A 23,763-nucleotide genomic window follows, 5' to 3' on the forward strand; every position below is an offset into this window, starting at 1 on the left:
CGCGTGATACTCGCTTAACGGAACAGCAAAAGCACGATCGTGGTGGTTGCGGCCGAGACGATGGCCGTCACGATCGATATCGTCCACAGCGACGACGGAACTGGCTCGGATCGGGGAGCATGGCCCGCTGGACGGATGGAGGCGCCGCGCGGTTGCGGCGCGTTGACATTGGCCGCGACCAGCACCGCGGCCGAAGCGACGGCCGGCGAGAATGTGGATAGGGCCGGCGGCGCCGCGAGTTTGGGGGTGCTGTCGTTGGCCGTTATCCGCGGCGGAGCGAAGCCGCGCGAAGCCTGATCGGTGTCCGTCCCTGCCCCACCCGTCGAGGCTCGTGCCAATGCATGGTGGGTGGCGGCGTCAGGTTCCATGACGGCCCGGTAGGCATCCTCGATCTCGGGGGAGGACAGGCGTTGCGAGGTTTGACCGGCCGGCCGCGGTAGCGAGCCTTGCAGCGCCTGGGCGGCGAACTGCGCCGATTGCACCATCGCGGGCGCCGCCGGCTGGACGAGCGCTTTGACCAGAGCCGCGGTCGCGGGATCGGCCCTGGGCGAAGGCACCGGCCCGGGAATGAGCGCTTCTTTCAGCAAAGACGTCATACTGGCATTGGCGATGTCCATGGCGCTTCCTGACAACCATTGTGCCATACCGCAATATTATATGAGCATTGCGCCAAGCTTGACCTTGCCCACGATTTATGGCGATTGAATCCCGATGAACTCAAGTGCCGTTGCATGATGAACCGTTTCGAAGGCCCGGGCGGCAAGGAAGCCCGCATCCGCTATCTCGATGGCGATTTCCAGGTCACCAGCCCGGGCTCGTTCGTGCGCTGCGCGGTGACGGGCGAAAACATCCCGTTGGACGAGCTGAAATACTGGAGCGTCGCCAGGCAGGAACCCTACGTGAACGCCACCGCATCGCTGCGCCGCGAAATCGAGGTGCATCCGGAGTTGCGCAAACGGAGTTAGAGCGGCCCAGCGTTTGATAGAATCTGACCCGCTCTCCTTCATTGTTTTACGCAATTCCGGACTGAAGACCGCCACGCACTTTTTCCTGAAGTAGCTTCATCTCCTCAACTTGCGCTGCCGCCAGGCATCGAGCGTTTCCTCGATGATGCGTTCGGGCACGTGATCAAGCTCGAACACCGTGTCGATTTCCAGCACGTCGAGACGGTCGAGAAAGTCCTGCGGGGCGCCGTGACGCAGCCGGGCGGCGTCCTTGGCGGTGGTGATCAGGCCAAGGCCTTCGGCGCGTGCCGTCGCGGCCAGTTCGGCAAGCTCGTCCTCGGCGTAGAAGTGATGGTCCGGAAAGGGCCTGGACAGGACCACTTCGCCGCCGGCGTCACGCACCGTGTCGAAGAACTTTTCGGGATGACCGATGCCGGCAAAGGCCAGGAACCGCTTTCCGGCAAGCCCGGCCGTGCTGCTCGGCTCCGTGTGGGCCTCGAAGATCGGCCGGCCGGCACGCGCGGCTCGGCGGACCACGGCGTCGGCGGCCGTGCCCTCGCCCATCTTCAGCAGCCCGCTGGTGAAGACCAGCTGGTCGACGATCTTGGCCCTGAGCGGACCGGCCGGGATGACGCGGCCATTGCCGATCCCATAGCGGGCATCGACCACGACCAGTGCATAATCGATGTGGATGCGCGCGCTCTGGAAGCCGTCGTCCATGATCAGGAAATCGCAACCGTGTTTTTCCAGCAGCAGCCGGGCGCCGGCGGCACGGTTCGGCGTCACCGCCACCGGGGCATGTTCGGCCAGCAGCAGCGGTTCGTCGCCGACATGCCTGGCGCTGTCATGGCTGACATCGACGACATGCGGCTCGGCGAAGGAACCGCCGTGGCCGCGCGACAGGAACCCGGGCTTCAGATGCATGCGCTTGGCCTGTTGGGCGAGCGCGATCGCCACCGGCGTCTTGCCGGTGCCGCCGACGGTGAAATTGCCGATACACAGAACCGGCGCCTGGATCTTCTCGCGCCGGGCCCGCCGCATGCCGCGACCGGCAACCAGCGCATAGACAGCCGACAGCGGCGACAGCGCCAGGACCTTCCAGTCCGGCTCTTCCCACCAGAATGGCGGTGCTTCGGAGGCCATTCTAACGCCCGTTGGCGCCCTTCAGGCGCGCCTTGACCACCAGCGGCTGGATATAGGGTTCGAGCGATTTGAGCGTGTGTGCCAGTGCGCCGCGCATCTCTTCGACAGTCGCGATCCCCGCAGCCATCATCTCGTGGCGCGCCACTTCGTTGGTCAGGAGGAAATTGACGGCGCCGGCCAGCATGTCGCGGTCGCGCACCAGCTTGGCGCCGCCGCTGTCGAGCAGGCGCTGGTAGGCCTCGCGAAAATTCTGCACGTTGCGCCCGGCGAGAACGGCGGTGTCGAGCATGGCCGGCTCAAGCGGATTCTGGCCGCCTTCGGAGGTCAGCGAGCGGCCGACGAAAGCGATTTCGGTCAACCGGAGATACAAGCCCATTTCGCCGATCGTATCGCCAAGCAAGATATCGGTATCGGCCCCGATACGGTCGCCCTTGCTGCGCCGCGCGACTTTAAGGCCCATGCCGGAAATCTGCGCGGCAAGGGCTTCGGCCCGATCGGGATGGCGCGGAACGACGATCGTCAAAAGGCCGTGGTGACGCCTGTGCAGCGTCGCGTGAACTTCCGCGGCGACCACTTCCTCGCCATCATGGGTCGAGATCGCCGCCCAGGTCGGCCGATCGCCGATCTGCCGCTGCAATGTGCCAAGCGCTCGCAAGTCGACCGGCGGCGGGTTGGTGTCGACCTTGAGATTGCCCGACACCGTCACCGGCCGGGCGCCGAGCGCCCGAAAACGCTCGCCGTCGACGTCGGACTGGGCAACGACATGGGCCAGATTCTCGAACAGGGCCTCGGCGATGTTGGCCCGCTTCTTCCAAGACATGAAGGAGCGATCGGAGAGCCGGCCATTGACCAGCACCTGCGGCACGTGGCGGGCACCAAGTTCGAGGATGGTCATCGGCCATATCTCGGATTCGGCGATGATCGCCAGATCGGGTTTCCAGTGATCGAGGAAGCGGCTGACCGCCGGCTTCAGATCGAGTGGCACATATTGGTGAATGATGCGGTCGCCGAGCCGCTCGTCGACGACCTGGGCCGAGGTGACCGTACCGGTCGTCAGCACGATGTTGACGCCATAGTCGAGGATGCTTTCGACAAGCGGCACGACGGCCAAGGTCTCGCCGACGCTCGCGGCATGGATCCAAATCACCGGGCCCTCGGGGCGCGGCCGTCCGGCGACGCCGTAGCGCTCGCGCCGGCGATTGCGGTCTTCCTTGCCGCGCGAGGTGCGCCAGGCGACATAAGGCCCGACCAGCGGATAGGCTGCCGCGCCGGCAAAACGGTATGCCGACAACATGGTGCGGGCCCAGCGGCCGCTCACTGCGGAGCATCCACGAGGCGGTAGGCCTCGGCGGTCGCGGCATTGAGGGCGGTGGTGATTTCCTGGCGCTTGCGTTCCATTTCGGCGTCATCGGCATCCGCCGCCACGAAGATCGGCGTGCCGATGGTCACGGCGGAGCGGCCGAAGGGCAGGTTGATGGTGGTCTTGTCCCAGCTCTTTTCCAGCACCTTGCGGCGGCTGGTGGCGATGGCGACGGGCAGCAGCGGCCGGCCGGAGAGGCGAGCCAGGAGAACGATACCGAGCCCTGCATCGCGCGGGGTACCGTGAGGAATGTCTGCGATCATGGCGACGTTCTTGCCTGATGTGAGCGACTTTTTGAGGGCGATGAGCGCCTTAGCCCCGCCCTTGTCGAGATGCCTGGCATTGTCGCGCCCACCCGAACCGCGCACCGCCTCGATCCCGAATTTCTCCAGCATCAGGGCGTTGAGCTCGGCATCGGCGCTACGCGACACCATGGCAACCAGCGGCTTGCGCTTGGGGTAATAGGCCGGCGTCAAAAGGTGCTGGCCATGCCACAGAGCAATGATCCCCGGCTCGAACTCGGCATAGGCGCCGCCCGAAAAGCGCGCCGATCCGGCGACCAGGGGGCTGGTCAGGCGAACCAGCCGCACGAACTGCGCGAGCAGGCTGGCAATGGCGTTCTTGACGAATCGCGACTGCGCGAGCGGTTCGCGAATCCTGCGCCAGAAGGCCTTGGTCGTGCGGCTGCGGCCCCTGCCCGTGGGCGCGGCCTCGCCGGCTGGCTCTTTCGCCAGATCATGCTCCATCGAAGTCAACCGGTGGCCTTGCTATCGGGATCCAGCAGACGGTGCAGATGAACGACGAAATAACGCATATGAGCATTGTCCACGCTGGCCTGCGCCTTGGCTTTCCACGCCGTGTGCGCGGATTGATAATCCGGATAGACGCCGACGATGTCGAGCGCATCGAGATCGCGGAACTCGGTGCCGCCAAGCTTCTTCAGTTCGCCGCCGAATACCAGATGCAAAAGCTGTTTCTTTCCGTCTTCCGCGGCCATGTCGGTCCTTCACATATCGTGAGTTTGTGACAGGTCTAGACCAAAGCCGCCGACTTTGGAACCTTCGAAAACGCTTTCAGCCATCCAGCCCGGCAATGACGTCGACCAGCACCGCCAGCAGTTCGCCGCTGCCGGCCGCGAGCGCACCGTGGCGGGTCACCTCGCCGGCATAGGACGGCGCGTGGCCATGCGGGTCGAGCAGTTGGCCACCTGCCTCGCGCAGGATGAGGTCGGCGGCGGCGATGTCCCAGTCATGCGCGTTCGGCTTGACGAAGGTGCCGTCGAGCGTGCCGTTGGCGATCATCGCCAGGCGGTAGGCAAGCGAAGGGCTGTAGGGCGCCCGTTGCAGCCGCTCCTGCCAGCCGGCCGGCATCAGGTCGATCAACTGCTTCAGGCCGGAAATCTCGGGCTTGTCGCCTGGCTTGCGCACCGCAATGCGCTTGCCGTTGCGGAATGCGCCCTGGCCTGGCAGCGCGGAATAGGTCTCGTCCATCGCCGGGCATTCGAGCACGCCGGCGAGCGTGCGGCCATTCTCGACGACGGCGACGCTGACGCACCAGGCGCGCTGGCCTTCAAGGAAGCCGCGCGTACCGTCGATCGGGTCGACAACGAAGGTGCGGCGCGCCGAAAGCCGCGCCGGGTCGTCGGCCGTCTCTTCCGACAGCCAGCCATAATCCGGCCGTGCCGCAAGCAACGTCTGGCGCAGATACGCATCGGCGGCATGATCGGCTTCGCTGACCGGCGAGGTGCCGCCCTTCATCCAGACCTGCGGATTGTTGCCGAAGTAGCGCATGGCGATGAGACCCGCCTCGCGGGCGGCGTCGCGCAGCAGCGGCAGGTCCAGATCGGCACCGGCGGTGGTCAGCTCATGCTCCGGCAAGGGTCATGCCTTCGATCAGGAGCGTCGGGGCGGCGGTGCCGAAATTGCGATCAAGGTCATTCGCGGGCATCATGTTGAGGAACATCGTCTTCAGGTTCGAGGCGATGGTGACTTCGGCGACCGGATAGGCAAGCGCCCCATTTTCGATCCAGAAGCCCGAAGCGCCGCGGCTGTATTCGCCGGTGAGCATGTCTACGCCCTGGCCAAACACTTCGGTGACGTAGAAGCCGCTCTTGAGCGAGCCGATCAGGTCTTCCGGCGACCTTTCGCCTGGCTCGATGGCAAGATTGGTGGAAGACGGTGAGACGGAGGAGCCGCCGCGCGTGCCGCGCCCGTTGGTGACGAGGCCGAGCTCCCGGGCCGCCGATGTCGATAGGAACCAGTGATTGAGGACGCCTTTTTCGATCATCAGGAGCTTCTCGCCCTCGACGCCTTCGCCATCGAATGGGCGCGAGGCCTGGCCACGGCGCCGCAGCGGCTCGTCGGTGACGGTGATGGCGGACGCGGCCACCTGCTTGCCCATCATGTCGCGCAGGAACGAGGTTTTTCGCGCGACGGAAGCGCCGTTGATGGCCCCGGCGATATGGCCGGCAATGCCGCGCGCGACGCGCGGGTCGAACACCACGTCGACCGATCCGGTCGCCGCCTTGCGCGCGCCAAGGCGACGCACGGCCCGTTCGCCGGCCCGGCGGCCGATATCCTCGGCCGCGTCGAGATCGGCAAAATGCTGGCGCGAGGAGAATTCGTAGTCGCGTTCCATGCCGGTGCCCTCGCCGGCGATCACGCTGGCCGAGCGCGAAAAGCGCGAGGCGACATACTGGCCGAGAAAACCGTGCGAGGTGGCCAGAACCAGCCCGCCCAGCCCGGCGCTGGCATTGCTGCCGGCCGAATTGGTTACGCCGTTGACGGCGAGAGCCGCCGCCTCGGCCGCAAGGGCCGCCTCCTTCAACTGGTCCGCCGACACTTCGGTTGCATCGAACAGGTCCAGATCGCGCGTCTGTCTGGCGAGCAGCGCGGGGTCGGCAAGACCCTGGTAGGGATCCTCGGGGGACACTTTGGCCATGGCGACGGCGCGCTCGGCAAGGGCCTTCGGATCGGACACTGCGGTGGCCGATACACTGGCCACACGCTGGCCGACGAACACCCGCAGCGAAACGTCGTCGCCCTCGGACGCCTCTGTGTTTTCGACCTTGCCAAGCCGCACCGAAACACCGGTCGAGCGGCCACGCACCGCGACGGCGTCCGCGGCATCGGCGCCAGCGCGTTTGGCGGCCTCGACCAGGGCCGCGACACGGTCCGTCAATTTCGCGGCGTCGAGCTTGTCGGTCATGCACTTGATCCTGTTTTCTTCAGCCTGTCCGGAAGGCAGGTGCTGCCGCACCATCTATTGTTCCACTGCCGCTTGTGCAATGGCCGAAGGGCAATCAGGATGTTGCGACCAAATCGCCATCGAAGCGCCCGCAAAGAGCGGACGTCGCGGTTTTTGCCTATCTGGAGCCTTCGCCATGACGCCTTTCCATCTTGCCTTTCCAGTCCGTGATCTCGATGAAACCCGAACTTTCTATGGCGAGGTACTGGGCTGTGCGATCGGCCGCTCGTCGGCGACCTGGGTCGATTTCGACCTCTACGGCCACCAGATGTCGGCGCATTTGCGGCCGCAGGCCGCGCAAGCTGCAAGCGACGGCAAGGTCGACGGCATTTTGGTGCCGATCCCGCATTTCGGCGCTGTGCTCTTGATGGACGACTGGCAGCGTCTGGCGACACGGCTGGAAGCGCGCGACGACATAGACTGGCTGGAGCGGCCGATGGTCCGCTTCAAGGGCGAGCCCGGCGAACAAGCGACATTGTTTATCCGGGATCCCTCGGGCAATGCCTTGGAATTCAAGGGCTTTCGCTCGCTGGAGCAGGTATTCGCGCATTGAGATCAAAGGGGCGGCAGCCCGTCTTCAAGATGCCGCGACCGGAGTCCAGATCACGTCCTCGATCTTCTGCGCGCCGGTCGCCAGCATCACCAGCCGATCGAAGCCGAGCGCGATGCCGCTGGCCTGCGGCATGATGGCCAACGCGGCGAGGAAGTCCTCGTCCAGCGGGTAGCGCTCACCATAAACGCGCTCTTTCTCGTCCATCTCGATGACGAAGCGCCGGCGTTGCTCGGCCGCGTCGGTCAGTTCGCCAAAGCCGTTGGCGAGCTCGACGCCGCAGCAATAGAGCTCGAAGCGTTCGGCGACGCGCGGATCCCTCGGGCTCGGCCGCGCCAGTGCCGCCTCGGCGACCGGGTACTCGCAAAGAATGGTCGCGCGGCCGAAGCCGAGATTGGGTTCGATCTTTTCCACCATCACGCGGCTGAACAAATCGGCCCAGCTGTCGTCAGGCGCGGTGCGCAGACCGGCCTGGATCAGAGCGGCATGCAGCGCGTCCCGGTCCGTGCCGCCGTCGGGCGCGACCGTGGCCAGCAGATCGATCCCGGCGTGGCGGCTGAAGGCGTCCGCCACGGTCAGTCGCTGCGGCTCGGAAAACGGATCGCAGTCGCGGCGCCTGAAAGAGAAGTGCGTGGCCCCTGCCCGTGTCGCGGCCAGCGCCAGCAGATCGCCGCAATCGCGCATCAGGCTTTCATAGGTCTCGCCCACCCGATACCATTCGAGCATGGTGAATTCGGGATGGTGCAAGGGGCCGCGCTCACGGTTGCGGTAGACGGCCCCCAGGCTGAAAATGCGCTGCTCCCCCGCCGCAAGCAGTTTCTTGCAGGCGAATTCCGGCGAGGTGTGGAGATAAAGCGGCGAGCGGACGCCATCCGGCCCGACCGCTTCGGTGGCGAAGGCCGCCAGATGCGCCTCGTTGCCGGGCGAGACCTGCAGCGCCGCCGTCTCCACCTCGATGAAGTCGTTGCGGGCGAACCAGTCGCGCAAGGCAGCCGTCATCCCGTTGCGCAGCATCAGGCGCGGACGGCGGTCGGCATGGACATGCGGCGTCCACCAGGGCGACGCGGCGGTCATCAGCGCGCTTCGGTTCGCCGAGGGGGCTGGCGGTTCGCGCCAAGATGCGCTAGGCCCCCATCCAGCGCCGCGCAAGCCGGCAAACGCCAGTCAACTCTCGCAGGATTTAAAACCGTGGTGAAAGTCATCGCCAGTTCGCTCCGCAAAGGCAATGTCGTCGACAAGGACGGCAAGCTTTATGTGATCCTCTTCGCCGAAAACATCCACCCCGGCAAGGGCACGCCCGTGACGCAGCTCGATATGCGCCGCATCGGCGACGGGGTGAAGGTGTCGGAGCGCTACCGCACCACCGAACAGGTGGAGCGCGCCTATGTCGAGGAGCGCGAGCACACCTTCCTTTACGCCGATGGCGAAGGCTATCACTTCATGAACCCGGAAACCTACGACCAGGTGGCGGTGTCTGAAGCCGTGGTCGGCGACGCGGCGCCCTATCTGAAGGAGGGCATGCCGGTGCAGGTGTCACAGTTCAACGGCATCGCGATCGCCCTGGTGCTGCCGCAGCGCGCCACCTTCGAAGTGGTCGAGACCGAGCCGACGACCAAGGGCCAGACGGCATCGTCTTCCTACAAGCCGGCCGTGCTTTCCAATGGCGTGCGCACCACCGTGCCGCCGCACATCGCGCCTGGCACCCGCGTCGTGGTGATGACGGCGGACGGGTCCTATGTGGAGCGGGCGAAGGACTGAGCGAGGCGGAGGCATTGTTGCCGCCTCGGCATGATGCCCCGCCGACACGGCACAAAGTAGCCTCGCAGTCTCGCTGACCGCGATCACGACCTGGCTGGTGTTCTTGTCCTTTTTGCCTCGACGTTGGCGGAACGCCGTTCAATTGCGACCTCCACCTCCCGCTTCAGCCGATCCTTGATTTCAACCGTCTCGCTCATCAGGGCCTCGATCTTCAGGAAATCGAGGACGCGGTATTTCGATACCGCTGGGCGGACCAGTATGTCAGGCTGGCACTGTTTCAGCTTGTTGGCGATGATCGACTGCATCATCAATTGCGTGGCGCCGAACATCAGGTCGACGGAGGTCGGCTGCTTGCGGTCGGCCTCTTCCGGCGCGCCAACCACGTCGACGCCGATGATGATATCGGCATCCTTCTCGATCAGGTCGAAGGGCACGGGGTTGTAGATGCCGCCGTCGATCAGCAGCCTGCCGTCGCGCGTCACCGGACGGAAGACGGCAGGAATGGCGGCAGAGGCCGCAAGGGCGGAATGCAGGTCGCCATCGTCGAACACGGCGAGCTTGTGGCCGAAATAGTCGGTTGCTGTCACCTTCAGCGGGATTTTCAATCCGGCGAAGGATTCGGGAATAGCCTCGGGCAGAAACGCCTTCAGGATGCGCTCGACATTGAACTGGCTGACGCGGATGCCATTTTGCATGGCTTCCGCGATCGTGCCCGGCCGCGCCCGCCACATGCGGCTCGCCACCTCGGCACGGCGGCCGAGGATCGAGCGGGCATAGTCGTGGATATCCTTGCCGGTCATGCCCGAGGCCATGCCGGCGCCCATGATGGCGCCGATCGACGAGCCGGCTATCGCCACCGGCTTGATGCCGAGCTCGTCCAGCGCCTCGATGACATGGATATGCGCCAGACCGCGCGCGCCGCCACCGCCGAACGCTATGCCGAAAGTGGGGCTCATCCCTTGCCGGCTCCCGCCAGCGGCGGCCCGACCACCATGATGGTCGGCTCGGTCGTCAGCAGCTTCTTCGCCGCCGCCTTGACCTGATCGATCGTCACCGCGTTGATATAGCCGGCCCGGCGCTGCATGTAGTCGATGCCGAGATCGTCAATCTGCAGCTCGACAAGCGTGGCGGCGATGGAACTCGACGAATCCAGATTGCTGATCGCATAGGCGCCGATCAGATATTTCTTGGTCGCCGCCAGTTCGGCCTCAGTCGGGCCATCCTCGGCCAGGCGCTTGGCGACGTCGCGCACGATGGCGAGCGTCTCGGCCGCGCGATCGGAGCGCGTCCCAGTGGTGACGATCAGCGCATTGGCATGGTCCTGGTTGACCAGCGAGGAATTGACGCTGTAGGCGAGCCCGCGCTTTTCGCGCACCTCCTGGAACAGGCGCGAGGTGAAAGTTCCGCCGCCGAGGATCTCGTTCATCAGCACCGCCGGGAAGAAATCCGAGGCCTTGCGCTTCACACCCGGCCAGGCGAGCTGCAGCGATGTCTGCGGCAGGTCGTAATTCACCTCGATATGCTGCGCCAGCTTGGGCTCGACATCGGCTACAGGAGCGAGCGCCTGGTCCCGCGGCAAGTCGCCGAACACCATGTCGAGCTTCTTCTTCAGGGTCTCGGGGTCGATGGCCCCGACCACGGCGACATGCAGGCCGCCGCGCGCGAACACCGCCTTGTGCAGGGCCTCGAGATCGGCCTGCGTGACGGCGGCGATGCTCTGCCTGGTGCCCTGGTCGGAACGCGAATAAGGGTGGTCGCCATAGACGGCGCGCGCCCACCGGTTCTGCGCCACCGTGTCGGGATCGTTCTCGTTGGCGATGATGCCGGACAGGACCTGCGCGCGGATGCGGTCGATCGGCGCCTGGTCGAAGCGCGGCTCATTGACCGCCAGACGCAACAGGTCGAAGGCTTCGTCGCGCTGTTCGGCCAGCATGCGCATGGAACCGTAGATGCCATCGCGGGTCTCGTCGAAGCTCATTTCGGCCCCGGCATCATCGAGCTTGATCTGGAAGGCTTCCGAGTCGAGCGGGCCGGCACCCTCGTCGAACAGGCCGGTCATCAGGTTGGCGAGACCTTCCTTCCCCACCGGATCCTGCGTCGAGCCGCCGCCGAAGACGAAGCGGACGGCGACCACCGGCACGGAATAGTCCTCGACCAGCCAAGCCGTGACGCCTTTCGAGGAGGTAACGGACTGGATCTCCATGGCGCGGGCGGCAAGCGCCGGCAGAACCAGGAAGAGCACGGAGAGGAAGAAGGTTGCGAGGGCGTGGAGGGCCTTCCCTTCTCGCGCGAGGGGAGAAGGGGGAGCCTGGCGGGGAGACGTCAACGCGCCGCTAAACTGGTTCGTCATCATCAATTCCCCGCCTGTTGCTGCGGCAAGAGATAGCCGGTCGTCGAGCGGCCCAATACCAGATAGCGCGCGGCAACGGCCTTGACCTCGTCGGTGGTGACCTTGCGGATGCGGTCCGGCCATTGCTGCACGTCCTGGACGTTGCCGCCGGTGGCAAGCGTCGAGCCATAGATGTTGGCCATGGAATCCTGCTTGTCGCGAGCAAAGATCATCGACCTGACATAGCGGTCCTTGGCTTTTTCGAGCTCGTCCGGGGTGACGCCGTCGCTGGCGATGCGCGCCACTTCCGCATCGACCGCGGCTTCGACGTCGGCCAGTTTGGCGTCACCGCGCGGCGCGCCGTAGACGGTGAAATTGGTGTCGTCGAGCATGGTGCCCTGGAAGTACGCACCGGCGCCGGAAGCAATGCCCTGCTTGACGACAAGGGCCTGGTAAAGCCGGCTGCGGTTGCCGCCGCCGAGGATCTCGGCCAGCAGATCGAGCGCTTCGGCCTCGCCGGGCTTCGCAGTGTGATAGGAGGGCACGACCCATTGTGTCGAGAAACTCGGCACGCTGACGCGAGCGTCGGAGAGCGTGACCGTGCGCCTGGTGTTCTGCTCCGGCTCGACCGGACGGACGCGCGGCGGCAGGTCCGGCCCGCGGGCCACCTTGCCATAGGTCTTTTCGGCCAGCGCCTTCACCGTGTCCGGTTCGACATCGCCGGTCACGATCAGCACGACGTTGTTGGGCCGGTAGTATTTGTTGTAGAACGCCACCGCGTCGGTGCGGTTCAGCTGCTCCATCTCCTGCATCCAGCCGATGACCGGGATGCGATAGGGCTGGTTCTGCCATAGCGTGGCATCGACCTCTTCGTCGAGCACGGCCTGCGGATTGTTGTCGATGCGCGAGCGGCGCTCCTCCAGGATGACATCGCGCTCGGTCTTGATGACGTCATCGGTGAGGATGAGGTTGCGCATGCGGTCGGCTTCGAAGCTCATCATCAGCTCGAGCGCCGACGGTGCCACCGTCTCGTGGAAAGCGGTGTAGTCGTAGGAGGTGAAGGCGTTGTTGGAGCCGCCAATGTCGGAGACGGCGCGGTCGAACTCGCCGGCCGCGTGGTGGGCCGTGGCCTTGAACATCAGATGCTCGAAGAAATGGGCGATGCCGGATTTGCCCGGCGGCTCGTCGGCGCTGCCGATCTTGTACCAGACCATGTGGGTGACGATCGGCGCGCGGTGATCGGGAATGACGACCACTTCCATGCCGTTGTCGAGCAGGAAGTCCGTGACCTTGAACTCGGCCGGCACTGTGCTTGGCAATACGGGGCCGTCCGCCAGGACGGGGGCGGTCATGAACAATGCCAGCGACGTCGCCAGCAGCGTGGCCCGAAGCCATTCAGTCCTTGATGTCATCGATGGCTCCGGTTTCATGCAGCGACGATAGGCAAGGCGCTGGCGACAAGCAAAGTGAATTGTTGGTCATGTTGCCGGCAAAGGCGGCGGCAAAGAGGCCACGGCTGAAAGCAGGCCTCTCAGGCAGCTTCGATGAAGCGGATCACGGTCTCGCCATAGTTGCGCTCATCAAGCACGGAAAAGCCCGGGCCTGGCTCGAAGGGAACCACCGCCGTCTCCTCGACCACACAGAGTGCGCCTGGCCGCAGCCAGCCGCCGGCCTGGGCCGACCGCAGGGCTAGCTCGCCAAGGCCCTTGCCATAGGGCGGATCGGCAAAGACCAGGCCGAACGGCGCCAGCGTGCCCGCCTCGCCAAGGCCGGTTGCGTCGCGGCGGAAGATCTTGGTGCGTCCGGTCAGGCCGAAGGCTTCGACATTGTCGCGGATCAGACCACGGCCCTCGGCCGATTCCTCGATGAAGACGCCATAGGATGCCCCGCGCGACAGGGCTTCCAGGCCAAGCGCGCCGGTGCCAGCGAACAGGTCGAGCACGCGCGCGCCGTCCAGTTGCCCGGCAAAGCGATGCGCCAGAACGTTGAAGACGGCCTCGCGGGTGCGATCGGTCGTCGGGCGGATGGCGCTGCTGCGGGGCGTCGCCAGCGGACGCCCGCGAAACTCACCGCCGACGATTCTCATCTTGTCCGGGGGCCCTTGGGGCCGCCGCGCGGCCGCTCGCCGCCACCGGCGCCTCCTGGACGCTCGCCACGCGGCTTGCCGAACGGTTTCGCGCCACCTGGCTTGCCGGCGGGCTTGCCATAAGACGGCTTGAACGAGGCCTTGCGTGCCTTGTTCTCGGCCGCCTTGGCCGCATCGGCCTCCGCCCTGCCCTTGCCGATCGGCCGGGCTCCCGGCGCCATCCAGACATTGGCCTTGCGCTGGCCGGGCGGCTCGATCGGCCGTTGCTCGCGCTCGGGTTTCTTGCCGCCGCCGCGAGGCTTGTCACCGAATCCACCGCGCGGCTTGTCGCCAAAACTTCCACGCGGCTTATCGCCAAAGCCACCGCGCTCCGGTCGCGGACCGCGATCGCCGAAGCTCTTTTCTTGTCTCTCACCCCTGTCGGGGCTCGTCGACAGTTTGCCGAGCGCCTCGTCGCGGCTGCCTTCCCGGCGTTTGCGGTTCTTGATCAGCCCACCCTCGCCGATCGGCCGGCGCTCGCCGTCTCGCGTAAACTTCGGCCGTTCGGGCTCGACTTCTCGGACTTCGGTACGCCGCACCGGCTGATTGGAAAACGGTTTTGTTATCTCGGCGTCGAAATTGGCGCCGGATTCCTCGACCAGGCGCTCGCCGAGCTGGTCGCGCAGCACCCGGCCCTTGATCTCCAGAACATGGCCCTCGGCGAGATCCTCGAGCTGGAACGGACCGTAGGAGATGCGGATCAGCCGCGTGACGTCGAGGCCGAGCGCGCCGAGGATGTTCTTGACTTCACGGTTCTTGCCCTCGCGCAGACCGATCGTCAGCCAGGCGTTGGAGCCCTGCTCGCGATCCAAGCTGGCTTCGATGGCGCCGTAGAAGACGCCGTCGACGGCAATGCCTTCGCGCAGGCCGGCGAGCGCGCTTTCCTCGACCTTGCCATGAACGCGCACGCGGTAGCGGCGCAACCAGCCAGTGGCCGGCAGTTCGAGTACGCGCGACAGGCCGCCATCATTGGTCAGCAGCAGCAGGCCTTCGGTGTTGATATCGAGGCGGCCGATGGTCATCAGCCGCGGCAGTTCGGCGGGCAGCACGTCGAAGACAGTCTTGCGCCCTTCCGGATCGCGGTTGGTGGTGACGACGCCGGCCGGCTTGTGGAACAGGAACAGGCGCGTGCGTTCGATCGGCGGGATTTCCATGCCATCGAGATGGATGATGTCATTGGGCATGACGTTGAACGCCGGCGAGGCCAGCACCTTGCCATTGACCTTGACGCGGCCGGCGGCGATCAACTCCTCGGCGTCGCGGCGCGAGGCGAGCCCGGCGCGTGCCAGCCGCTTGGCGATGCGCTCGCCGGCTTCTTCCGTTGCTTCGGCAGGCCGCGAGCGCGGCTTGAAGCCGCCGCCAGACGCGCCTTGCGACCGATCACCGAAATCACGCTTGGGTCTGTCGCCGCCAAAGTCACGCTTTGGACGGTCAGCGAAATCCCGCTTCGGACGATCTCCGAAATCACGCTTGGGACGGTCGAAGCGCTTTTCACCGCCCTCCGCCGATGCAGAAACCGGACGGTCGCCACGCGGCGCGTAGGGCTTGCGTGGTCCCTCGCGCTTCTCATAAGGCTTGCGTTCGCCTTCGGCTGCCATCGGGCGGTCGCCGCGCGGCGCGTAGGGCTTGCGTGGTCCCTCCCGCTTTTCATAAGGCTTGCGTTCGCCTTCGGCTGCCATCGGGCGGTCGCCGCGCGGCGCGTAGGGCTTGCGCGTGCCTTCGCGCTTTTCATAAGGCTTGCCTTCGGGGCGCGGTCCCTTGCTGAATGGCCTGTCGCCGCCCTTGAAGTCCCGCTTCGGCCGGTCGCCGTCGGCGGCCATCGGCCGATCGCCACGTGGCGCATAAGGTTTTTTCGCAGCAAAGGACGGCTTCCCGCCCTTGCCGGCATCGCGGCCACGTGCACCTGCCGATTTCGGGCCACTCCTGCCCGGGCCGGCTTTGCGCGGAGATTTCTTGTCGTTGTCGTCCATGTGGCCTTTGTCCGTTTGCGCTGCTACAGCGTGGCGCATCCGTTCGGCGCGCAACGAACGCTGTAGCACTTTTGATTTGGCGCATGATCATTTCCGAAAATCGAGTCCGATTTTTCGGGTTGATGCGCTCCATAACAGGATCACCGCCGGGTGGCGAGGATATAATGGGAAGACAAACCCCTTGAAGAGGCCGGATTTCATGGCCCTGGCGCTAAAAGAGGCCGAAGCGGCAGCCTTGCGTGGCGAAGTGCCGGTCGGCGCGGTCATCGCCAATGGCGGCGCGGTTATTGCCAGTGCAGGCAACCGCACGCGCGAGCTTGCGGACCCGACGGCCCATGCCGAGATGCTGGTGATCCGTGAAGCCTGCGGCAAACTCTCGAGCGAGCGGCTCACCGGCCACGATCTCTATGTCACGCTGGAGCCCTGCGCCATGTGCGCCGGGGCAATCTCCTTCGCCAGGCTGCGCCGTCTCTATTTTGGCGCGGCCGACGAAAAGGGCGGCGCCGTCGTCAACGGCGTGCGCTTCTTCGCCTCTCCGACCTGCCACCACACGCCCGACATCTATCCGGGCATGGCCGAGACCGAAGCAGGCCTGCTGCTGAAGGATTTTTTCAGGGGACGTCGAGACTGAGCCAAGGCCGCCGCAAGACCTGCGCGACTTGTTCTTACTGCAACCAGTCGAACCAGCCGCCCTTCTTGCCCTCGGCCTTTGCCTTGAGAGCGCGTTCTTTCTTGTACTCGTCTTCGCCGAGTTCGTTCTGCGGCGCGGCATCGGAGGCGACACGGTAGGCCAATGGCGGCTCGCTGAGGTATTTACGCGTGTTCGGATCGCCCTGCTTGCTCTCGGCAAGGCGGCGCTGGATCTCGGCGGCGCGGCCCTTGTCGGAATCGGCGGGTTTCCACGCCGGCGGGTGGCTGGATCCTGATTCCTCCATCGCCCTTTTCACCGAAGCCGGATCCGTCTGCACGTCATCGACGATCTCCGACTGGTAGGCCGGATCATTCTGGTGTGCGGTGGCGTCGGCGCGCAGGCGCGCGCGGCGCTGCTCGGGCGATTCGGGCCAACCGGCGTTTGCCGTCTGGATGCTTTCCTGCGGGGCAGGCAGCGCTTCCTTCTGGCCAGGTGCCGGCTTCACCAGGGTGGGACGCGGCTTGTAGTCGATCGGGTCCTTGCGCTTCGGCGCGAAGGAAACGGCGCCTGTAAGATCGCCGGCCAGTTGCTCGGCGGCGGTCTTGTCGGTGCCGTAGGTCGGAGAGCCCATGCAGCCGGACAAAGCGAGGCCCGATGCGACAAGCGGCGCCAGCAGCGCAAGGCGCGCGTTATATCTTTCGGTCATGCCAAAAAGTCCCACTCTAGACAACCTCTCGATCGCACCGGCCTTGTGTCCGGTCCCCATCGTGCAAGCACTTGCGACGGAAATCCGGCGACAATTTGTCTGCCGGAGTTTCGCGTGTTTACCTCAACCGCTCGTTAAGGGCAACGCACGGGCGGGTTTGCACCCGCGCGGCGTGGCATTTGTGCACTTCTTTGGGCGACAGGCACTAGAGCCTTCCCACCGCTTTCAGTTCGTGCAGCACCGCGGCATCCCGTGCCGAAACATCCGGAAACTCGGAATCCTGCCCGACATCGGCGGTGTAGCGCCAGGAACGCGCGCATTTGACCAGGCCGCGATCCTGCGCTTTCTCGACGACCACGGCAACGCCCTTGACATCATCGAGGGCGAAGGCGGTTCGCGAGGCCTCGCCATGGGCAATGACGAGATCGCTGGTGATGGCCATTTCAGCCATGTCGACGTCCGATATCGCCGCCTCGAGCGCCGCATCGTTGATCGTGACCACAGGGACGGCCTCCAGCGAGGAGCCGATCACCTTCTGGGCACGCGCAATCTCGAGCGCGCCGGTGACGACGCGGCGCACCTGCCTGACCTTGCGCCATTTCTCCGCCAGCGCCTCGTTCCTCCAACCCGCCGGGATTTGCGGGAACTGGTCGAGATGCACCGACATCGCATCGGGATGACGCTCGAGCCACGCCTCCTCCATGGTGAAGGGCAGCATCGGCGCCAGCCATTTCACCAGGCAATCGAAGAGATGGCGCACCACCTGGACCGAGGCCTTGCGCTTCACGCTCGACGGGCCGTCGCAGTAGAGCGCGTCCTTGCGGATATCGAAATAGAAGGCCGACAGCTCGACCACCATGAAATCGAGCAGTGCGCGCGTGATGCGCTTGAACTCGAAGGCGTCGTAGCCCTGGCGTACGACCTCGTCGAGTTCGGCCAGCCGGTGCAGCATCAGCCGCTCAAGCTCCGGCATCGTCTCCAGGGGAACGACCTCACCATCGTCATGGGCGAGCGTGCCCAGCATCCAGCGTATGGTGTTGCGCAGCTTGCGATAGGCGTCGATGTTGGTCTGCAGCACGTTCTTGCCGAGGCGCTGGTCTTCCCAATAGTCGGTCGTCACCACCCAGAGCCGCAGGATATCGGCGCCGGACTGCTTGATCACATCCTGCGGCACGACCGTGTTGCCGAGCGATTTCGACATCTTGCGCCCATCCTCGTCCATGGTGAAGCCATGGGTGACGACGGTGTCGTAAGGCGCCCTGCCCCTGGTGCCGCAACTTTCGAGCAGCGAGGAGTGGAACCAGCCGCGATGCTGGTCGGAGCCTTCGAGATAGACGTCGGCCGGCCACTTCAGGTCGGGCCGGTCTTCCAAGGTGAAGACATGTGTCGAGCCCGAATCGAACCAGACGTCGAGAATGTCCATCACCTGCTTCCATTTGGAGGCATCGTGATTGCCGAGGAAGCGCTCCTTGGCGCCGGGCGCGAACCAGGCGTCGGCGCCTTCCGCCTCGAAGGCGTCCATGATGCGGCGGTTGACGGCCTCATCCTTCAGCACATTGCCATCCTCGTCGGCGAAGACGGCGATCGGCACGCCCCAGGCGCGCTGGCGCGACAGCACCCAGTCCGGGCGCTCCTCGATCATGGCGCGAATGCGGTTCTGGCCGGCGGCCGGGACAAAGCGCGTCTCGTCGATGGCCTTCAGCGCGCGGCCCCGCAGCGTGGTGCCGTCGCCGAGGTCCTTGTCCATGTAGACGAACCATTGCGGCGTGTTGCGGAAGATGACCGGCTTCTTCGAACGCCATGAATGCGGGTAGCTGTGCTTCAGCCGGCCGCGCGCGAACAGCGCATTGCGCTTGATCAGCTCATCGATGACCGCCTGGTTGGCGTTGCCCTTCTTGCCATTGTCGTCGATCACGCGCGCGGCTCCGCCTTCGCGGTCAGGGCCGAGGCCCGGCGCGTCCTTGGTGAAGAAGCCGGCATCGTCGACGGTGAACGGGATTTCGGTGTCGATGCCACGTTGGCGCAGCGCGGGCGCGGCGTCCATCCAGGCATCAAAGTCCTCCCGGCCATGGCCGGGAGCGGTGTGCACGAAGCCGGTGCCGGCATCGTCGGTGACATGGTCGCCGGCAATCATCGCAACCGGGAATTCATAGCCGCCACCGAGGCCCTTGAAGGGATGCGAAAGCACAAGATTTCCAAGCTGTTCGGCGCTGATGCCGTGAAGACGCTTCAAGGTGACCTTGGCCTTGGCCTGGCTTTCCTCTGCCAGCGCATCGGCAAAGATCAGCTTCTCGCCTGGCTGCGGGCCAAACGCATTCTCGGCCGCCGTCACCTCGTAGAGGCCGTAGGCGACACGCGGCGAATAGCTGACGGCGCGATTGCCCGGGATGGTCCACGGCGTCGTCGTCCAGATGACGACATGAGCATCCAGCAGGTCAAGCGACCGACCGCTCAGGTCCGGATCGAGCTCCGCCGGCTGCCCGTCCACCACACTGGCGACGACGAGATTGGCCACCGGAAACTTCGCCCAGATCGTGTCTGACTCGTAGTCCTGGTACTCGATCTCGGCCTCGGCGAGCGCAGTCCGCTCGACGACGCTCCACATCACCGGCTTGGAACCACGGTAGAGCTGGCCGGACATGGCGAACTTCAACAATTCACCGGCGATGCGCGACTCGGCGTGGAAGGCCATGGTCGTATAAGGGTTCTTGAAGTCGCCGATGACACCGAGACGCTGGAACTCTCCACCCTGCACCGAGATCCAGTGCGCGGCGAATTCACGGCATTCCTGGCGGAATTCGTTGACCGGCACCTCGTCCTTGTTCTTGCCCTTGGCGCGGTATTGTTCCTCGATCTTCCATTCGATCGGCAGGCCGTGACAGTCCCAGCCGGGCACATAGTTCGAGTCATAGCCGCGCATCTGGAATGAGCGGGTGATGACGTCCTTGAGGATCTTGTTCAGCGCGTGGCCGATATGGATGTTGCCGTTGGCGTAGGGCGGGCCGTCATGCAGCACGTATTTTGTACGCCCCGCCGCGCTCTCGCGCAGCTTGCGGTAGAGGTCCATGTCCTGCCAGCGCTTGACCAGCACCGGCTCCTTCTCGGGCAGGCCGGCGCGCATCGGAAACTCCGTCTGCGGCAGATAAAGGGTCTTCGAATAGTCGATCTTCGATTGGGTTTCGTCGGTCATTGGTCTGCCATGTGCATGCCGGGCCACGTGGCTTGCGGCGTGAAACTCTATTTTACACGCATGCCGTTCCCAAAAACGGGGCCCACTCGGGGCGACATGCTTTGATGATCTGGAAAAGCGCGAGAGGCCGCGCGCAATATTCCCGGCGGCTCCTACAGCCTTCAGGCTGCTGGGAACACCGGGCTGGTAATTCGTATCGTTGGCGCGTGAAGGCGCAAAAAGCTCGTCATTGCTGGGCTTTTAGCGGAGAAGAGCGCAGGAATAAAGCGTCTCGTTCGATTCGCTTACATCTTGAAGTCGAAGCGGTAGGTGGTCGACACGCCGACCATGAACTGGTTGCGGTCGCCACGCTCCCTGACCAGGCTGGAATCGGCGGCCGGACCCTCCAGGCGCGAATATTCGCCAAACAGGCTGGCAGTCATCGGATCGGTCACCTTCCAGGTCACCGCGCCACCGAGGCCGACGGATTTCAGGCCGCCGCCGGGATTGTACTGGCTCAAGCCCGAGGCCACGGCTTCCTGCGCGTTGACACCGTAATAGGCATCGAAATAGTTCGCCGAGGCGAACGACACGCGCGGACCACCTGAAATCCTGACGGTTGGCGTCACATCGTAGAATGCATCGGCGGCGATGTCGGCGACAAAGCCGTTATGGGCTCGGATGCCATGCCGCAATTCGGCACGCGCGCGCATCCAGTCCGTCGGATAGAATTCGAAGAAGCCGCCGACCTCGCCGCCCCAGCGGACCGGGTCGAGCCCCCTGAGTTCGTCGGCATCGCCGTCGTCGCGCGAGAACAGGAACTTGCCGGTCAGGCCGGCACGGACGCCGCCATCGTCGACAAGCGCCAGCGAAATATTGTCGTTGCGCGAGGTGAAGCGAGCAGCGGGGCCGGCCTTGCCCAGCGAAATGATGGGCTGGGCGCTCAGCATGTATTTCTTGCCGCCTTCGAAATTGGGCGCCACCAGGCCGGTCGCGCCGACCGTCAGATACCAGTCGCCGGACAGCCAGCCGAAAGCGCCATCACCGGCTTCGGCCGCGCCTGACATGGCGAGCACGACAGTAGCCACGGCTACAGAAATCTTCCCGACCTGACTCATGGTCACTCCACTAACACGATACAACTGCCCTGCGGCGACAGCTTTGACGAGGCTTTGGTAAAATTTGATTTAAGGGCGAGACATCCAGCGCGCATTGCCTGCACCATCGCGCCCGCCATCGGCTGGACGCGGGTCGGCGCCGAGGGTAACCTCCCTGCATGCTGGCGGTCCTCTATGGAGGTGGCGACATGACCTTGCACGGCGATACTCTGAAGAACGCGATCGGCCGGACGCGTGACAAATGGGGATGGTTCGTCGGTCTGGGCGTGGTGCTGCTGATCCTCGGCGGTGTAGCCTTCGGCAATCTGTTCATCGCCACGGTGGCTTCCGTCTACGTTGTCGGATGGCTGATGCTGGTGGCCGGCATCATCGAGATCATGCATGCTTTCGGGGTCAAGACCTGGGGCCGCTTCTTCTACTGGCTGCTCAGCGGACTGCTTTATGCGGTCGCAGGGTTCTTCGCTTTCGACAATCCGCTGCTCGCCTCGGCGGTGCTGACCTTCCTGCTGGCCATCGCGCTCGTAGCTTCCGGCGCGCTGCGGGCCTGGGTCGGCTACAGCCACCGTCCGGAGCGCGGCTGGGGCTGGATTGTCGCGGCGGGCGTCATCAGCGTGCTCGCGGGCCTGATCATCGCCATGGGCTGGCCGGTCAACAGCCTGTGGGTGCTCGGACTGTTCCTGGCGATCGACCTGATCTTCCAGGGCTGGACCTTCATCGCCGTCGGTCTTGCGTTGAAGAAATAGGAACTCGTTTCCCCTTTCGGGATCATGCTTCAGAACGCCACCGCGGCGTCCAGGCCGGAGAGCGGCTTGACGCCGCCAAGCAGCGCGCGGGCCTCGGCTTCATCGCGCTTCATCTGCACGACCAATGCGTCGAGCCCGTCGAACTTGATCTCGCTGCGCAGGAAGCCGAAGAACGACACCTCGCAAGTCTCGCCATAGAGATCGCCGGAAAAATCGAAGACGAAGGTTTCCAGGAGCGGCGCGCCATTGTCGTCGACGGTCGGGCGGCGGCCAAAGCTGGCGACGCCGTCGTGCAGCGTACCGTCCGCGCGACGGAAGCGGACGGCGTAGATCCCTTCCTTGAGCGTGGCTTCCGCCGGAAGCCTCATATTGGCTGTGGGAAAGCCGAGTGTTCGCCCGAGCTGCTGGCCGCCGACAACCTCGCTTTCCACCGTAAAGCGATAGCCAAGCAGACCGGCGGCCTCGGCCACCTCGCCCTTGCAAAGCAAGGCACGGATGCGGCTCGACGAAACCACCTCGGCGCCTTCGTCGCGAAAGGCGTCGACAAGGGTGACACCGAAGCCGTGGCGCTCGCCGGCAGCCATCAGATAAGCCGGCCCGCCCTGGCGGTCCTTGCCGAAATGGAAATCGAAACCGGTCACGGCATGGGTAATGCCCAGCGCACTCTCCAGCACATTGGTGACGAAGGCTTCCGCCGACAGCGAGGCGAAGTCGCGCGTGAACGGCTGCTCGACGAGCGCGGCAAAGCCCAGCAGCGACAGGAGGCGCGCCTTCATCGGCGGCGGCGTCAGCACGAAAAGCGGCAGATCAGGCCTGAAAACCGTTCGCGGGTGCGGTTCGAAGGTCAGCACCAAGGCCGGTACGCCACGCCGCACGGCCTCCGCCAATGCCCGTTCGAGCACGGATTGATGGCCGCGGTGGACGCCATCGAAATTGCCGATCGCGACCACGCCCCCTCGCAGATCGGCGGGCAGCGGCGCGGTTGTCGTAAGATGCTGGAACGCGACCATTGCCACCTACTGCAGTCTTGCGATCACGGCCACCGGACGATAGCCGTGCCGCTCCAGGAAGAGCCCGAGCTTTGCCGGATCCGGCCGGGATGGATCGCCATAGTCGCGGGCATGAATGCCGCCAGAGACATAGAGGACGTCGAAACCATTGTCGGCAGCGCCCTTGACGTCGGTCATCATGCCGTCGCCGATTGCCAGTATTCGCGAACGCTCAACCGACCGGCCGAGGATCTCGGCCACCTCCTTCATCGCGACCTCGTAAATCGGCGCGTAGGGTTTTCCGGCGATCAGCGTGCGACCGCCGAGCTGCGCGTAGTCGCGCGCGAGCGCGCCGGCGCACCAGATGATCCGTTCGCCTCGTTCCACCATGATATCGGGATTGGCGCAGATGAACGGCAGATTCCTGGCGCGCAACCGGCGCAGCAGTTCCGTATAGTCATCGGGTTTTTCGACCTCGTCGTCGAACAGTCCGGTGCACACCACACCGGTGGCCTCGAACTCCTCGACGAGTTCGACATCGAGGCCGTCATAAAGGGTCAGATCGCGGTCGGCGCCGATGTGGAAGACCTTGCGCGGGCCCTCCGCGATCAGATCACGGGTCACGTCGCCCGAGGTCACCACACGGTCATAGGCTGATGGCGGAACGCCGATCACGCTCATCTGCGCCACGACATCGGCGCTGCGGCGCGGCGAATTGGTGATCAGAACGACAGGAGTGCCGTCCGCCCTTGCCGCTGCCAGCGCAGCCGCGGCAGCCGGAAAATGCCATTCGCCATTGTGCACCACCCCCCAGACATCGCAAAGAATTGCCGAATAGGCTTTCGAGACGTCTTCGAGCGAGCCGACGATTTCAGGCGAATCCGCCATGCCGTTTCCTTCAGTGTGATCGTTGCGGTTACAGCGGCCGACGGTTCCCCGCGGCCGGTTCGAATTATCCGAACCAGCCCATGCTGTCACCAGC

General features: G+C 64.9%; 23 protein-coding genes. 5 read left to right on the forward strand and 18 right to left on the reverse strand.

All coding sequences use genetic code 11. The features are described 5' to 3' along the window. Positions 1–14: 14 nt before the first annotated feature. Positions 15–617: a hypothetical protein gene (locus FJ943_RS09390; RefSeq protein ID WP_140617124.1), complete on the reverse strand. Its 603-nt coding sequence runs from the start codon at positions 615–617 to the stop codon at positions 15–17. Positions 618–731: 114 nt separating this feature from the next. Between FJ943_RS09390 and FJ943_RS09395 the strand changes: the two genes are divergently transcribed. Continuing rightward, positions 732–965, forward strand: coding sequence for a DUF2093 domain-containing protein (locus FJ943_RS09395; protein WP_010915490.1), 234 nt, complete (start codon positions 732–734; stop codon positions 963–965). A gap of 96 nt (positions 966–1,061) precedes the next feature. Here FJ943_RS09395 and lpxK read toward each other — a convergent pair whose 3' ends face one another. From lpxK to FJ943_RS09425, 6 genes are all read right to left on the reverse strand, one after another. Then, positions 1,062–2,087, reverse strand: coding sequence for a tetraacyldisaccharide 4'-kinase (gene lpxK, locus FJ943_RS09400; protein WP_140720912.1), 1,026 nt, complete (start codon positions 2,085–2,087; stop codon positions 1,062–1,064). A 1-nt stretch (position 2,088) separates the two neighbouring features. After that, positions 2,089–3,405 (reverse strand): lipid IV(A) 3-deoxy-D-manno-octulosonic acid transferase, encoded by a 1,317-nt coding sequence (waaA, locus tag FJ943_RS09405; protein WP_140720915.1) that lies wholly within the window; start codon positions 3,403–3,405, stop codon positions 2,089–2,091. After that, positions 3,402–4,193, reverse strand: a complete 792-nt coding sequence (locus FJ943_RS09410) for a lysophospholipid acyltransferase family protein (protein ID WP_140720918.1) — start codon at positions 4,191–4,193, stop codon at positions 3,402–3,404. The genes waaA and FJ943_RS09410 overlap by 4 nt, the downstream gene beginning before the upstream one ends. A gap of 5 nt (positions 4,194–4,198) precedes the next feature. Next, entirely contained in the window at positions 4,199–4,444 is a 246-nt protein-coding gene (locus tag FJ943_RS09415; protein WP_140661886.1) for a DUF4170 domain-containing protein, read from the reverse strand. Between the two features lie 76 nt (positions 4,445–4,520). After that, complete coding sequence (locus FJ943_RS09420) at positions 4,521–5,324, reverse strand: 3'(2'),5'-bisphosphate nucleotidase CysQ (RefSeq protein ID WP_140617129.1); 804 nt, start codon at positions 5,322–5,324, stop codon at positions 4,521–4,523. After that, positions 5,311–6,654 (reverse strand): TldD/PmbA family protein, encoded by a 1,344-nt coding sequence (locus tag FJ943_RS09425; RefSeq protein ID WP_140661884.1) that lies wholly within the window; start codon positions 6,652–6,654, stop codon positions 5,311–5,313. The genes FJ943_RS09420 and FJ943_RS09425 overlap by 14 nt, the downstream gene beginning before the upstream one ends. A gap of 175 nt (positions 6,655–6,829) precedes the next feature. On the opposite strand from FJ943_RS09425, the gene FJ943_RS09430 reads away from it, so the two are divergent. Next, positions 6,830–7,246: a VOC family protein gene (locus FJ943_RS09430; RefSeq protein ID WP_027042200.1), complete on the forward strand. Its 417-nt coding sequence runs from the start codon at positions 6,830–6,832 to the stop codon at positions 7,244–7,246. A gap of 24 nt (positions 7,247–7,270) precedes the next feature. Here FJ943_RS09430 and epmA read toward each other — a convergent pair whose 3' ends face one another. After that, a complete protein-coding gene (gene epmA, locus FJ943_RS09435) occupies positions 7,271–8,317 on the reverse strand; it encodes an EF-P lysine aminoacylase EpmA (RefSeq protein ID WP_140720921.1) in 1,047 nt (348 codons plus the stop codon). 114 nt (positions 8,318–8,431) lie between these two features. Here epmA and efp point away from each other — a divergent pair, with 114 nt between their 5' ends. Continuing rightward, positions 8,432–9,001: an elongation factor P gene (gene efp, locus FJ943_RS09440; protein WP_015318353.1), complete on the forward strand. Its 570-nt coding sequence runs from the start codon at positions 8,432–8,434 to the stop codon at positions 8,999–9,001. A gap of 83 nt (positions 9,002–9,084) precedes the next feature. Here the strand turns inward: efp and FJ943_RS09445 are convergent, their stop codons facing one another. The 5 genes from FJ943_RS09445 to FJ943_RS09465 all read right to left on the reverse strand — a co-directional run bounded on the left by FJ943_RS09445 (position 9,085) and on the right by FJ943_RS09465 (position 15,425). Beyond that, positions 9,085–9,957 carry a patatin-like phospholipase family protein gene (locus tag FJ943_RS09445; RefSeq protein ID WP_140717647.1) on the reverse strand — a complete coding sequence of 291 codons (873 nt, stop codon included), beginning with the start codon at positions 9,955–9,957 and terminating at the stop codon, positions 9,085–9,087. Then, positions 9,954–11,351, reverse strand: coding sequence for a pitrilysin family protein (locus FJ943_RS09450; protein WP_181174523.1), 1,398 nt, complete (start codon positions 11,349–11,351; stop codon positions 9,954–9,956). Before FJ943_RS09450 ends, FJ943_RS09445 begins: the two co-directional genes overlap by 4 nt. A 2-nt stretch (positions 11,352–11,353) precedes the next feature. Continuing rightward, positions 11,354–12,742 (reverse strand): pitrilysin family protein, encoded by a 1,389-nt coding sequence (locus tag FJ943_RS09455; protein WP_140720927.1) that lies wholly within the window; start codon positions 12,740–12,742, stop codon positions 11,354–11,356. Between the two features lie 119 nt (positions 12,743–12,861). Further along, entirely contained in the window at positions 12,862–13,416 is a 555-nt protein-coding gene (rsmD, locus tag FJ943_RS09460) for a 16S rRNA (guanine(966)-N(2))-methyltransferase RsmD (protein ID WP_015318357.1), read from the reverse strand. Continuing rightward, positions 13,413–15,425, reverse strand: a complete 2,013-nt coding sequence (locus FJ943_RS09465; protein WP_140720930.1) for a pseudouridine synthase — start codon at positions 15,423–15,425, stop codon at positions 13,413–13,415. The genes rsmD and FJ943_RS09465 overlap by 4 nt, the downstream gene beginning before the upstream one ends. Before the next feature lie 181 nt (positions 15,426–15,606). Here FJ943_RS09465 and FJ943_RS09470 point away from each other — a divergent pair, with 181 nt between their 5' ends. Continuing rightward, positions 15,607–16,056 carry a nucleoside deaminase gene (locus FJ943_RS09470; protein WP_041163474.1) on the forward strand — a complete coding sequence of 150 codons (450 nt, stop codon included), beginning with the start codon at positions 15,607–15,609 and terminating at the stop codon, positions 16,054–16,056. 34 nt (positions 16,057–16,090) lie between these two features. On the opposite strand, the gene FJ943_RS09475 is transcribed toward FJ943_RS09470, so the two are convergent. The 3 genes from FJ943_RS09475 to FJ943_RS09485 all read right to left on the reverse strand — a co-directional run bounded on the left by FJ943_RS09475 (position 16,091) and on the right by FJ943_RS09485 (position 21,049). Continuing rightward, positions 16,091–16,762 carry a hypothetical protein gene (locus FJ943_RS09475; protein WP_015318360.1) on the reverse strand — a complete coding sequence of 224 codons (672 nt, stop codon included), beginning with the start codon at positions 16,760–16,762 and terminating at the stop codon, positions 16,091–16,093. A gap of 205 nt (positions 16,763–16,967) precedes the next feature. Next, complete coding sequence (gene ileS / locus FJ943_RS09480) at positions 16,968–19,952, reverse strand: isoleucine--tRNA ligase (RefSeq protein ID WP_140720933.1); 2,985 nt, start codon at positions 19,950–19,952, stop codon at positions 16,968–16,970. Positions 19,953–20,236: 284 nt separating this feature from the next. Next, positions 20,237–21,049, reverse strand: coding sequence for a MipA/OmpV family protein (locus FJ943_RS09485; protein WP_140720936.1), 813 nt, complete (start codon positions 21,047–21,049; stop codon positions 20,237–20,239). A gap of 188 nt (positions 21,050–21,237) precedes the next feature. Between FJ943_RS09485 and FJ943_RS09490 the strand changes: the two genes are divergently transcribed. Then, the gene (locus tag FJ943_RS09490; RefSeq protein WP_015318363.1) at positions 21,238–21,792 is read left to right on the forward strand and encodes an HdeD family acid-resistance protein; all 555 of its coding nucleotides are present in this window, start codon (positions 21,238–21,240) and stop codon (positions 21,790–21,792) included. Between the two features lie 29 nt (positions 21,793–21,821). On the opposite strand, the gene FJ943_RS09495 is transcribed toward FJ943_RS09490, so the two are convergent. Beyond that, positions 21,822–22,802, reverse strand: coding sequence for a bifunctional riboflavin kinase/FAD synthetase (locus FJ943_RS09495; protein ID WP_140721023.1), 981 nt, complete (start codon positions 22,800–22,802; stop codon positions 21,822–21,824). A gap of 6 nt (positions 22,803–22,808) precedes the next feature. After that, positions 22,809–23,669: a TIGR01459 family HAD-type hydrolase gene (locus FJ943_RS09500; protein ID WP_140720939.1), complete on the reverse strand. Its 861-nt coding sequence runs from the start codon at positions 23,667–23,669 to the stop codon at positions 22,809–22,811. Between the last annotated feature and the right edge of the window lie 94 nt (positions 23,670–23,763).

It is taken from the genome of Mesorhizobium sp. B2-3-10, assembly GCF_006442275.1.
Classification (GTDB): Bacteria; Pseudomonadota; Alphaproteobacteria; order Rhizobiales; family Rhizobiaceae; genus Mesorhizobium; species Mesorhizobium australicum.